This is a genomic window from Fibrobacter sp. UWS1, from assembly GCF_002300445.1.
Lineage (GTDB): Bacteria > Fibrobacterota > Fibrobacteria > Fibrobacterales > Fibrobacteraceae > Hallerella > Hallerella intestinalis.
The window spans coordinates 691,966-704,931 of record NZ_NSGW01000001.1 but is presented as its reverse complement, the minus strand read 5'-3'; the positions used below and the strand labels follow the sequence as shown (position 1 = coordinate 704,931).

Annotated in this window: 5 protein-coding genes; 2 read left to right on the top strand and 3 right to left on the bottom strand. The window is 53.3% G+C overall.

The window, feature by feature from the left end; all coding sequences use genetic code 11:
• Nucleotides 1-569 precede the first annotated feature (569 nt).
• Nucleotides 570-7,166, bottom strand: coding sequence for a glycoside hydrolase family 9 protein (locus BGX14_RS02960; protein ID WP_095879009.1), 6,597 nt, complete (start codon nt 7,164-7,166; stop codon nt 570-572).
• 124 nt (nt 7,167-7,290) lie between these two features.
• Between BGX14_RS02960 and BGX14_RS02955 the strand changes: the two genes are divergently transcribed.
• Nucleotides 7,291-8,454, top strand: coding sequence for a hypothetical protein (locus tag BGX14_RS02955; RefSeq protein ID WP_143394100.1), 1,164 nt, complete (start codon nt 7,291-7,293; stop codon nt 8,452-8,454).
• A gap of 480 nt (nt 8,455-8,934) precedes the next feature.
• A complete protein-coding gene (locus BGX14_RS02950; RefSeq protein WP_095879007.1) occupies nt 8,935-9,747 on the top strand; it encodes an Rpn family recombination-promoting nuclease/putative transposase in 813 nt (270 codons plus the stop codon).
• Nucleotides 9,748-9,897: 150 nt separating this feature from the next.
• Here BGX14_RS02950 and BGX14_RS02945 read toward each other — a convergent pair whose 3' ends face one another.
• Both BGX14_RS02945 and BGX14_RS02940 read right to left on the bottom strand, forming a co-directional pair.
• Entirely contained in the window at nt 9,898-11,751 is a 1,854-nt protein-coding gene (locus BGX14_RS02945) for a transglutaminase family protein (RefSeq protein WP_158223208.1), read from the bottom strand.
• Entirely contained in the window at nt 11,748-12,965 is a 1,218-nt protein-coding gene (locus BGX14_RS02940; RefSeq protein ID WP_095879764.1) for a DUF58 domain-containing protein, read from the bottom strand. Before BGX14_RS02940 ends, BGX14_RS02945 begins: the two co-directional genes overlap by 4 nt.
• Nucleotide 12,966 lies beyond the last annotated feature (1 nt).

The following is a 12,966-nucleotide window of genomic DNA, read 5'->3' as shown; positions in this document are numbered from 1 at the left end:
TGCAGCGCCGCGGCGGGCGGAAGGGATAAGGGGGCTTCCAAGTTGACGCGTTGCGTCCGCGGCTGCGGCTCAGTAATGCCTGCAAGCAAGCTTGCGGCGCAACATTCGCCTTGCACGCTTTTGCAAAGGCTCCCTTCCAGGGACAATTCGTCTAAAAGAGTAAAACTCTTAAGACTCATGGGCAGCCCCTTTTCCCTTCACCCTATCCCCCGCCACGCTTTGTAGTTGGAAGTTTTGGTTTTGTGGGGTGGAATAGGATATTGCGCCATAGCGAGAAGGGGGAACTCGGTTATCAGTTATCAGTTATTAGTTTTCAGTTGTCAGTTTCAATCCTCAACTCCAAACTCCCAACTTTCAACTAATCACTAGTCGCTAACCCCTAATCCCTAACCATGGTTCGACTAGTTCGACAAGCGGTTACCGAGCTTGCCGAGGTGCACTAACCGACGGTCCCTGAGTTTATCGAAGGGCACCAACCAAGCAAATCGGGTGGAGTTTTGTATATAAGTCCCCAAAAAAAGGAAACCGGCTTGGCGGTTTCCTTGGAATGTTCAAAAGGACTTTTGCGGCTATTTGCTGATGCGGCGGAAGCCGAAAGTTTTGGTCTTGTTCGCCGATTGCTTTTTCGAGTGTCCTTTCTTGTATTTTCCGTTGGCCGTATTGGAAACCGCCAATTCTTTCGCCTTGAAAGAGAAGTGCGAAATATACGCTCCCGTTCCGATATGGCGTCCGTTTTCGGTGCGCGGCGCGATGCCATCGTGGGTCATCCATTCCAGCCGCAGTTTGATGGTGCCGTCGGAGGAAATCGCTTGGTTGGCAATTTCGGAAAGCGAGAAGGTGTAAGTCGTTGTGGCCATTGCCGAACCCGTGTTGTTGAAGAAGTCCACGCTGATTTTCAGTTCGGCGTTCCAGGCGTTTTCTCCCAGCGAATCCTGCTGCAACAGAATCGGCATATTGACGTCGATGTCGAAGGTCGGACCGGCGTGAATGTAGTTCGCCGTATCGTAGGTGACAGGGGTGATCGCCGACAGCTTTTTCTTGCCGCTGGCGAAGACGGTTTCCTTGGAATCGACAAGGTAGGAAAGCCGGAAATGCTCGTCTTTTTGCGGAAGATTTCCTGCATAGAGTTCCTTGCCCGGCGGGGGAGCCGAAATGCCAGCCATCATATTGACTTTGAACGTTACGTCGTCGATATCGCCCTGAACGATGACCCACGGATTTTCCGTTCCCGGGAAATTTTTGTATCCGTCAAAGGCTGTGGAGTATTCCGAACCGATTGGCAAACGGATTTGGTCGCCGACGTGGATTGCGGATTCCGCATCGTAGGAGTAAGAGAACGTCCAAGTCGTTGCCGTATTCTGGAAATTGGTGAACGCATTGAAGAAGGCGGTCGATCCGTCGCGGCGTTTTTGCAAGTAGTAGGGGCCTGCGGAGTCGATAACGGTAAGGGGTTCCGAAAGGGTCACGCGGAGAATGCCCATGGCGTCTGTTGGCTTGGTGATGGTCGCGCTGATGATAATCGGCGGGCATCTGTCGTAGAGCGTTGCCGTATTGTCGTCAAAGAATCCGCCGAGAGGGCCTTGCCTCGGAAGAATCAGACCGTTTCCGTTCCGGTTGCCGTAGGTCTTTTTGTTGTAGGTGTCGCCGGTAATCGGAATGCGGATGGCCGTCACGGTATTTTGCACGGAATCCACGCCGATGGTGTCGATTTTCGGGACGAACATGGAATCTTGAATGGTTTCGTACTTGGTGCAGACCTTGTTGTAGCCGGAAACCGCCGAGTCGATTTTTTCCACATCGCCTTCAGCAGTAAAGGTCGTGTCGTATTTGTAATAGGGGCGGTCTTCCTGCGAAACGCACGTCTTGATTTCCGAACCCTTTATCCAGGTTCCGTTGGCGGAGTCGAGCTTCGTGATATACTGAATCGTTTTGTCGCCCAGCACGGATTCCACGTTCCAGCCGTTTGCCGGTTTGGGGAATGCCTTGTAAATTTCGGGCTTGCCCCAATAGACGTCGATCGTGTCGAGCATATCCTTTTCGCGGAGGGACTTGGTAAACTCGATGTAGATTTCATCGGGTTGCCCATCGCCTTCGTTGTCCGCAATGTAGGCGTATTTGACAGGGACGGGGCGCACGGATTCGACAATGGTCACGGGGCCGTTGCAATCGGAAAGCGCATTTGTCGCCATATCGACAATATGGAATCCCGCTTTGATAATCGCTTTCAGGCCTTCTTTGATGAATGCGCCGTCGTTATTGCCTTCCACGACGTATTCCCAGATTTTTCCGTTATCGTTGCTCTTGGCGCTGATCACCTTGATGGTGCTCTGGTCGATTTCGTTGCCGTCCGCATCGTAGATGGCAAGCGGCCAGGAGTTTGTACTCATCGTGATGCGTTCCGAGAAGGCGATGCGGAGAGTGTCCTGCGCATTTTCGTGATTTTCATTTTCGAGAAGCGCGACGCTCGCAAGGGTCGGAGCGATGCCATCGGTAATGGATTTTTCAGCGGTCTTGACCACTCCCTTTTCGGTCATATAGACGACGACTTTTCCTGCGGGAGAAGCGTTCTTTTCCAGGTTCGCTTCATCGATGGGGAATGTCGCTTCTGCGCCAGAGACCTTTGTCGAAGGCTTCAGCACAAAGGAAGTCACCGCCGTCGTTGCCGAGGAGTCGAGTTGCACTTCCACGCTGTCGAGGGTCATCGAGGAACCGTCAAATTGCGCTCCGCTGAAGCTGATGATCAGGGCGTCCGCTGTGGAATTGCAGTTCGCATCGGTGAGGGTCGCCGTCTGCGGAATCGGTGTCGTGGGGTCGGCGTAGAAGTATTGCGAAGTCGAATCTTCGGGGTCTTCCACGTCGATATAGACGACCGTTACCGTATCGCCGCCGAGCAGAGGAATTTCCGGAATATCTCCGTCCGCCTTGTTCACCGCCGAAAGCCAGGAGCTTTCAAAGTAGCCGAGGGTGGCGTTTGTCCGGTTCAAGGTGATTTTGGTTGAATCCTTCGTGCGGGAATTGAAAAGCGTTACCGAGATGGATTCGTATCCGGCGTTGTCCTTGTCGCTGACCAGAATCTTGAATTTCATCGGGTCTTCTTTGACCGGGCTAGATACCGAGTTGCCGTCTTCGCGCACAAGCTGGATTTTCCCGGCGGTTCGGTCGCCTTTACTGAACTGCACATAGTAGGAGCGGTTGATGAAAGCGCAGCCGCCGTTTTCCTGGCAGTCGGTGCATTCCGGGTTCGGCCCCGCAAAGATGGTCACATCGACTTTATTTGTGCCGATCGACATTTTGACCGGAATGTTCAAGTCGAAGCGTCCTGTCGAATAGTTGTAAATCGCTGCCGTCGCCATCTGTTCCTTGGAAAGAGGGACGCCGTTCACCCAGATGGAAGTCACATAGCCGTTTTCCGAAATGGTCGCCGTTCCGGTCAGGCGCATGGTGCTGATGGTCGAGTCCAGCTGGATATAGGAACCGTTGGAAACATTGAACGGGGCGTCGAAGGCGACGGTCATCTTGTAATTGGCGCGTTTGTGGGTCATTTCCGAATACGAGGGGCTGAAACCGGAAACGAATTCGTCTTTGCGATAGACGACCACATAGGGATTTATCGGCGCTTCGTCCTGGTCGCCGTCGTCCTTGCCCCAGATGGGCATACCGGCATAGTCCGCGCCGTCTATATCGCGTTCGTGGGGTGCCCAGGTCCAGTCTCCGGAAGTTGCGGACATCCGTTTTTCGGGAGCGGTGCGCAGCGGGTCGCATTTGCCGTTCTGGTAAAGCCCTCTAGAGAATCCGAAGTCGATGCGCATCCGGGAAGAGGATTTGATCGTCGTGGAGCCGAGGGGAATCGGCAGATACCAGTCGTAAGTTCCCGTGGCCGCATTATAGGTGTCTTCGAGTTTGACAGGAGGAGCACCGCGGGCATTGTCGCGGATTTCGCGGTCGGTTTCGCAGGGCTTGTTGAAGCCGGCTTCGTCGTAGGCCTGGCAAATGTCTTCGTCGAGAAGCAGGGGGCAGCTGCCGGGCTGGTTGTTTTGGCCTGGCTGGGGTTCAATCTGTTCGGGTCTTGCTGTGACATAGAGGCGGAGTGTCAGGCTGTCGAATGCCCGATCCTCGTTGTTGTAAATGTTGATGTTCAAAAAGTCCAGCCCGCCGAATTCATACTGGTAAGTCCGGACGGCAAAATCGTAAGAGGTGACCGGAGTCGTGAATTTGAGCGGCATGCCTTCGTCGTCGGTGCAGCGGATGGAATTATAGCTTTGGACGCAGTAATAATAGGTCGTCTTTTCTTTGAGAGTGCCGAGCTTGATGTAATGGAAATTCGTCGGAATGCCCGAAACGTCGGCGTTCTGTTCAAAATTGCAGGTGCCGGTGGGGGAGGTGGGGCAGGTCATCTGGTCGTAACTCGTAAGGGTCGTGTCCCAATAGACTTTCGATTCATACTGGCCGTTGGGGGTGTACCACATGATTTCGGCACTGTCCGAAGAAAGGTTGCAAACCTTGATGTTCTGGATGTCGGCGTCAGCGGGTGGGCTGGCCAGAGTGGTGAAGGAGAATGGCGTGCTCGTGCTATCGACAAGCCACTTGGTCGTATAGTTTTCGCTTCTGCCGTTGATAGCGACGACCTTGAAATAGTAAGCGGTTCCGTTCTGGAGACCCGTCATGTGGAATTCGTGGCTGACTCCGTAAAGGGTGTCTTTGAAGATTTCGTTGAAGGGGCCTGTTTCGTTCGTGCTGTAAAGGATCATGGCGGGACCGCGCATATCCTGGGTCGTCTTGACGATGGCGGAATCGTAGCCGACATAGCGGATTTCCACGTTGATTCCGGACGGAGCGCGGCTTCTGTCTTCTTCGCGGACAGCGACTGCGCAAGAGGCGACGAACATGGCTGTCGCGTCAATGCAGGTTTCCGAAAGGTGGTAGTCTTCCCAGCTCATGGTCGAGGGAATCCAGGCATTGCCATCGGCGACGCTCGGAGTGACCCCGCCAAAGAGGGCGCCTGTCGGCGGGTTGTAAACATAGCCGGCGCCGGGCATGTTTTTGCCTTCCGGGTTGCTGGCGCGGTGGTGCGGGTGCGCGTCGTTCTTGTCACCCACGCCGAGCAGGAACGAAACGTCCCACGGATTCACTCCGAGCATGTAGTTCAGCTGGTTCGTGCCGAGCTGCTTCATCGCGGCGGAGTTCCAGTTCTGCACGCCTTTTTGCGGTAAGGAAACCCCTTCCAAATCTTTGGTCACATCGGAATAGGCGAGAACTTCAAAAATATTGCCGGCCAGGTAACGGTTGTAAATCCAGGTCTGGTCGGTCTGCATGTTGTACCAGAGATCCCCGAAAGAAACGGGCGTCGGACCGTTGAGAGTCGGAATCGTGATGCTGTTGGAGCCGGAGCCGCCGAGATAGCTGATGTTTGTCGCCAGAATCAACGCGACGTTTTCGGCGTATTTCAGGCGGGTCTTGTTGTCTATCCCGTATTGAAGTCCGGTCGCTTCGTCTTTTAAAAGCATCTTGTAGAAGCCGTATAGCGTGTAGGTGTAAGCGTTTGCCCAGCTCGTGTTCTTCTTCGACTTGCGCATACCGTCGCGGTTCCAGGCCATCCAACCACCGTTGAAGAAGCCGACGGAAGCTTCTTGGGGAACGCCGATGGTCGCGTCTTCGACCGCATCGTTCAAATAGTTCATTCCGGAATCCGGATAGGTCGCGTAGTGGAGCGCAATCGCCGCAATCGCCAGGTCGTCGTGGGATTCGTTGTTGCCGTTGTAGGCCGCGCTAGACCAGCCGTCCGCCTCGGTATTGTAAACGTAGGGCTTGCCGCCGTCGTAGGTGCCCGGCCCCAGATCCTTTTCTTTGAGCTTCAGGTTCTTGGCGAATTCGTACATCTTTTTGGCGATCATCAGGCAGCTGTCTGCAAAAGCTTTGTCGTAGGTCGCGTAATCCTTGCCGAGAATCGCAAGGCCGGCGGCAATCTGGCCCGAAATGTTGGATCCGAGTTCGCCGAGCCGCAAGTCGCGTTCATGCGGGCCGCCGCGTCCCGTGAGAGTTGTCGGGAGAGCGTCCTGGTTTTCTGGGCGTCCCCACCAGCCGTGGTCCGCACCGAAGTTGCCCACGGAAACCACCATGTTGTCAATAACGCCGTTTGCGAAAACATAGGAACGGATAAAGAAATCCGCCCCGTGCTTGGCTTCGCGAAGGATGTCGGGAATGCCGTCCGTATTGACGGTCTCGCCCATATTGTAAGCGTAATTGTCTTCGTCCCGGTCCGGGTTGGATGCCGCCATCACCGCCAGAACCATAAAGGCGTAAGCCTGCGTTTGCGATTCCTTCAGGTGGTCGCCGCAGTCATACCAGCCTCCCTGCAAAGCTCCTTCCTTGGGCGTGAATCCAGAGACCTCGGCGCCGGCTTGGCCTTGCACAAATTTTCCGCCGCCGTCTTTCGTGTGGCTCGGCTTGTGGAACCAGGATTCCGAATTGCCGCTGCGGTTGATGCCGTAGAATTTCAGGGTGGCGTCGCGGACCATCGAATAGACTTTGTCGCTAATGATAAAGGTGGCGGAATACTGCTTGAGTACTTTGACGCGGTAGCGGGTATTTGTCGAAAGTCCCGCCATGTCGGCGAGATGCCCGACGCAAACCGTTCCGCTCGGACCGTCGGCGTCAACGGTGTAGCGTTTCTGGTTGTTCGTCGCGGCGTTGGTTCCAGCGATAATCGTCCACGAGGAACTAGTGGACTTGCCGGTGCTTGTAAAGGTGCCTCCGCCAGCGACCTCGTTCCCATCCAAATCGACGACGGAATAGGTTTCTTTACAGCTGCCGTCGGAAACGTAGTAGAACTGCTTTTCGGAATCTTCGGGAAGGTAGCCCGCCTGGTTAATGCGGATACGTCCAATGCGCAGGTTCTGGGCGTCGCGGAAAGCCTGATTCAGGGAGTCCGGAATGATGCCGTTCGGCTTGAAATCCAGTGGCACGGTTCCGACAGGGGGAACGGGATTGTGCTTTGTCGGGTTGGGCCTGTATTGGCTGAAACTTTCCACGGTTCCGCCTTCGTCGGTTGCTGCGGTGTCCCATACCATAGGCCAGACGGGGCGAATCAAATCGTAGGGTGTCGGTTGCTCTTGTTCGACCGCAAAAAGGGCAGCGGAAAAAAACAGGATGTACGCAAAAACAGGCACTTTGGCTCCTTTTTTTGAAAAACAAACACAATCCCGCCAAAAAATAATTTTTTCTTGTGGCGATGTTATAGAGTTTGAAAAAAGTTACAAACGGACAGGGAAGGGTTGTATTTATATTTGGCTCATGATGTTCAGCCGTTCTCGTATTATTTCGTTAGTCGGCGTTTCGGCGCTGTTGTTGAATGCTGGTTTGAATCTTGTCGCTTGCGGAAGCGACTCCAGTTCCAGTTCCGAGGAATATCCCGACACCTATTCTTCTGAAGAGGAAAGATCCTCATCTTCGGCGAAAGTTTCGCTTTCGTCTTCGTCTGCTGTTTCTGGCAATTCTTCTTCGGGTGGGGCCGTGGCCTCTTCTAGCTCGTTTGCCGCCAAATCTTCGGCTTCGACGGAAACGACCAGCAGCGATGAAATCTTGAACGAGCCTCAGAAGGCGATTTCGGGGACCTGCGCTCCCACCAAGCAGTCTGTGGAAAAAGGCGAACTCGCGGAATGGAAATTTTACCGGGCGGAAGGCGACGTTTTTGCGCAAATCACCGCGCCTTTTGTGTGGGCATTCGAAGGGGCGACCGTCACCAATGTGCAGGGAAACGGGCTTGACAAGGTCAATGTCCGCTATAATGATGCGGGGGCCTATGCCGCCTATTTGAATGTGGACGGCAACGACGTCCTTTGCGACACGATTCAGGTTCAGGGTATTCCTATTTCGGTGAACTCTTGCAAGCCTTCCGTTTCCACGGCGAAAGCGGGCGAAGCCATCACTTGGACGGTGGATGCGGAATCCGAGTCGCCCATTACGGGCTATGTGTGGACATCTTCTTACGGAGAAGTCTCTGGTTCTGGTGCTTCCGGGTCGATGATGGCGACTTCCGCGATGCATAAACAAAGCGTGACGGCGACAGTCGCGGTATCCAATGCCGACAATTCCATTGTAAAATATGTCTGCGACGGTGTTGCTGTGGTGGACCCGGAATCGGTGGATCTAGTTCTAGAGTTGGGGAGCATCAACGATGCCGATAAATATGGCGAGACGGTGCTTCCTGGTCTTCCCGATTCGCTTTTCATTCCTGCTCAGACGGCGACAACTGTCCAGGTTCCTGCAGGCGCTCCGAGTGGCTGCACCATCGGCTGCAAACCGAAAACGGGTTTGGACTATAGGAATTTGCAAGTCTTCTGGGACTCGGATGAAGCGCTTTCCGGCTTTGCCTATTTCGCTCCGGCGGGTTGCGCTCCGGGCAAAAAGTACACGGTAACGACTTCGGTAACTGCCATTTGCGTGGTGAACAAGTAACGGTTTGCTCCAGGAAAGAGCGGAAACGCCGCCTAAACCTGGAGTTAGAATGAATGATTTTTAGCTGCCTCTAAAATTCGTTTTCAAAAATCGGTTGCTTTAGAGTGGGTTGTTGTCAGTTGTTGGTGAGTCTGCCGCCCTTCGACTAGTTCGGCTGGTTCGGCAGGCTCACCAACCAGCGGTCCCTGAGCCAGTCGAAGCACGGTTGCTGAGCCTGTCGAAGCATTCACCAAAGCAATTTTTAGAGCTTTATCAGCATCGGCTAAAAAGATTTTGTTGCCGCGATAATCGTTAGGAATGTCCGGGATAAGGACTGCGGGCTAAAAGAACTCACAGGGCTCTACTCGGACCCTTTGCTTCCCGTGGGGGGCATTCGGCATTTTGTAAACAAAGTTTTTCGGAAAAAGAGGGGGCAATCGGCCCGCTTCGAGCGTTTTAAAGGAAAAGGCGGCCTTTTAAAAACCCAAAAAACGAGGAAGAATGCCCGAATATAAAATCAAACCGTACGAAGAGCTGGACATCACCGACAACTTCATGTTCTGCAAGGTCTTCAGCAACGAGGACGTGGCCAAGGATTTCTTGCAGGACGTCCTGAAAATCGACATCGAGAGAATTTCCGTGGTGGCGGAGGCGACGAGCCAGGAGGACCCCTTCCGCAAGAGCGTCCGCCTCGACGTCCTTGTCCGGGAGGAGCTTGCCGGCAAGAAGGGCGAACGCCGCGCCGGCCGCTATTTTGACATCGAGCTGCAGATGGCGAATACGGGCGAACTCCCCAAGCGCGCCCGCTATTACCAGAGGATGTGCGACCTGGACGCCCTGGCCAAGGGCGTCGACTACGAGGAGCTCCAGGAGCAGTACATCCTGTTCATCTGCCCGGACGACATTTTCCATAAGGGGAAGCCCGTTTACAGGTTCCAGAACCTCGAGTGGGGCAGCCCGGAAATTTCGTTCGGGGACCTCTGCTACAAAAATTTCTATATATTTAAGAAGTACTCCGAAATCAAGGATGCGGCGACCCGCGAGTATATGCAGTATTTCGCCACTAAGCAGAGCGGCTCCGAAAAGATGGCCCGCATCCGCAGGCTTGTCGAAAAATACCGCCAGGATCCCGCAGCGAGGAAGGCTTACATGACTCTGGAACAGGAATTCAACATCCGTTACAAGAAAGGCCGTTCCGAAGGTGCCGACTTCAGGAACAGGGAGCTTGCCAAGGGCTTCCGCGATGATGGTGTTTCCATTGAAATCATCGCCAAGCGTACTGGCCTCACCCCCGAGGAAATCAAGGCGTTGTAATCTTGAAAGGGTCGCTCCCGTGAAGGGCGGCCCTGTTCTGTTTCTGCGTCCGTTTTTCCCAACTTTCAACTAACCACTAATCAAGCAAATCCGGCGGGCGTTTTGCATATAAGCCCCAATTTTTTGGTATTCACAAAATCCACCGACTTTCTATTCCACCCAGCGTTCTGCGTCGTATTTTTGCAGATTTTCCAGCAAGGCATTCCAATTCGGGTTTGGTTTTGGTGGCGGCACTTTTGAAATCCGGCGGTAAAAGGCGCAAACCGTTTCGCCGTCTTTTCTCCGGTAGCCGAGATGCCGTAGCTTCTTTTCTGTTTTGGACAGCAATTTTTGGAGATGGATGATTCTTGCGCTTTGCGGCCTGTCGGTTTGGTTCCGTCTCCAGAGTTGCCGTATCCTTTTTCGGAATGCCAGCGCGAGCAGCAAAAGAAGCAAAAGGTAAATCGTCGGACGTTGGATTTCCTTTTCCAGAAAAACCGTCCAGGAATCCAGCGCGGCGCGCCAGGTGCCGTCCTTGAGCAAATGGAACAGATAAAGCGTTTTGGCTTTCCATCTTTCGCTCCAGCTTTCCCATGCGGAAAATGCGGTCTCTTGGAAAAGAATCGGCGGCGTTGGGTCCCACGTTTGCCAGGAGTTTCCGTCGAAAAATTCCACCCAGGCGTGGGAACGGTTTCTTCGGAAGAACGCATATTCTTCCGTTTTTTCCGGGAAGGCGAAGCCGACGACATAGCGGGCGGGCACGCCGTTTTTTCGCAAGAGCAGCGTGGCAAAAGAGGCGTAGTATTCACAAAATCCGATTCGGTTTTCAAAGAAGGAAATCAGCGGGTCTCTTTTTCGGTTGGCGGCAAAGGGAACTTCCAGAGAGTAGGTGAAATTTTTCGCAAAATAATCTTGGATGACGGCAGCTTTTTGTGCGGGCGACGGAAAAATTTTCAAATTCAGCGAATCGGTCGCTTGCGCAAAGAGGGAATCTAGGCGTTTGGGAACGTTCAAAAATTCCGCAGTGTCTTCCATTGCCATTTTTTGTCCGGGAATGTAATACCAGTCGTTTCGATTTTCCTGCGGAGCCGAAAAACTTCCGCCAGCATAGAACAGCAGGGAGTCGGCATCCTTGTAAGCGATTCCCGAACCTAGCGGAGCGAAAGCAAAATCGAATGTATTGAGCGAGGCTTTGATCCAGACGGGTTCCGCCGAATCCTGGGCGAGGAAAACCGCATGGTCGCCGATATAGAAGTCGGGCAAAATCCATTTTTGATTTTTGGGCAAATTCCAGATTCCAAACGAATAATCGCCGTAGGCAATCGCGCGAAGATATTCAGGGGGATTTTTTGTCCACAGCCGGAGTACGATTTCTTGATTTTTACCCGACAGAAAATTGGTCTTGAAAGAACCGAGATAGCCGACGGGGGAAAATCCCATCATGGAACGTTCGTTTCTGTATTTTTCTTCCCAATTTCCCGATCGCATACGATGTCGCTGCCAGTCGGCAGCTTTCTGGAAGCCGAAGAGAAGCCCGATTCCCGCAGTCACAGAAAGCAGAATCGAAATGGCAAAGAGAAAATTCCGTCCTTTGGGCTTGATGCTGAAAAGCAAAAAGACGGCGGACGCAAAAAGGAAGGACGCCGAAATTTTGTCGGTCGCATGGAGCGAAAAGAGCAGTGCGAAAAGCGCGTTGAACCGGAAAAATACCGGGAAGCCGCCTTTGCCCGAACTTTGCCACTGCAAAATGGCGAGCGACATGAAATACCAGGATGGAATAACAAATAGCCATGGCGAAAAAAAATGCCCGCGGGTATTGGGCGAGAGAAACCACCAGAGCGCAAAGGGCAGAATCATCGCATACGCTACGGCTTTTTTGTAATTCGGCGTTTTCTTTTGCCGGTGCAGCGCAAAACCGACCGCTATCCAAAGCAAAAAGAAAATTCCCAAGAACCAGATTCCCGAAGATTGGGCGAGGGCGAGCACGGCAAAACCGAGAAAAAGGGCTTCGTACAGGCGCTTCATAGATGCACCTCGCCTTCCGAGGAAAGGGAAAGGAAAAATTTGTCGTCTTCCATGCCGTTCTTTTCGGAGACGACGATTTGCTTGGTGATCAAAGGCGAATCCAGGGGAAGGACGGAAACGGAAAGCACGGGAGCCATCGGGCGGGCGGCGGGATTCCATTTTTGGGGCTTTGGGAATTTTTTGCCGATTTCCGGATAGGGCGCGCGGGCCAGGGCGTCCAGAATTTTGGCGAAGGAATCGTGCGGCGCGTCTTTCGGGAGAGAAATTTCCCGGTCGGCAATGAAAAAGCGTCCGAGAAGCGAACGTCCCACCAGGTATTGGGCGATTCCCGCTGTCAGGCGCACGGCGTTTTCCACCCGGATTTTGTCGGCGACTTTTTGACAGGAAACGTCCAGCAGCAGGACAATCCCTTCGCCCCGTTCCGCGGCAAATTCCTTGGTGAAAGGTTTCCCGTATTTGGCGAAGGCTTTATGGTGCAAGTCCCGCAGGGAATCGCCTTCGCGGTATTCGCGGATGCCGATAAAATCCAGTCCCCGTTTGAAGCTCTGTTGCAGGTAGGGCGCAAACGCGCGCCCGCTTTTCCCGTAAGCCAAAAAATGCATCTGCCCGACGGGAATGGCGCGCGGCTGTACGACGAGTTCAAAATTTCCGGAAGCCGGTTTTAAAATGCTCGTGATGCCGAGCGCATTGGGCACGACCGCCGCCACCGAAGGAATTTCAAAAGCACCTCGCCGAGAAGTCCGGACAAAGGCGAAAAATTCTTTTTCCTCTGAAGGGCGAAGCGATTCGTATTTTTCTTCGTCTTGAAATTTTAAAGCCGGATGCATTCGGAAGCAGCCGAGTTTTACCGCCGCGAAATTTTTTTCCGCTTGGATTTTGGCTGAAATTTTTGCCGCGTCGCCTTCTTTCACGGGAGGAATTTGCACGTGGCGCACGGCGATTTTTTTTAGAGGGAAAAGGGTGAAAATCGAAACGATTAGAAAGGCGCTTGCCGTGAGCAAAAACGCTTTGACGGCGAACGCTCCCGGCACCCAGACAAAGAAAAGCGAAAAGAAGAGGAAAACCGCCAAAACCCGACCTGTTGCCGTCAGCCGTTCCTTCCAGAAATAATAAAAGTAGAGGAACGCTTTGGGCGTGCGGGACATCCGTGGATATTCCCGCCGGTAATAGGAAAGAATGCGGAAAATTTTTCCGGGCTTTGTCTGCGCGTTCATA

Excerpts from the sequence above, each read along its gene's own strand:
- BGX14_RS02955 (WP_143394100.1), top strand. The coding sequence starts at position 7,291 with ATGATGTTCAGCCGTTCTCGTATTATTTCGTTAGTCGGCGTTTCGGCG.
- BGX14_RS02940 (WP_095879764.1), bottom strand. The coding sequence starts at position 12,965 with ATGAACGCGCAGACAAAGCCCGGAAAAATTTTCCGCATTCTTTCCTAT.
- BGX14_RS02945 (WP_158223208.1), bottom strand. The coding sequence starts at position 11,751 with ATGAAGCGCCTGTACGAAGCCCTTTTTCTCGGTTTTGCCGTGCTCGCC.
- BGX14_RS02950 (WP_095879007.1), top strand. The coding sequence starts at position 8,935 with ATGCCCGAATATAAAATCAAACCGTACGAAGAGCTGGACATCACCGAC.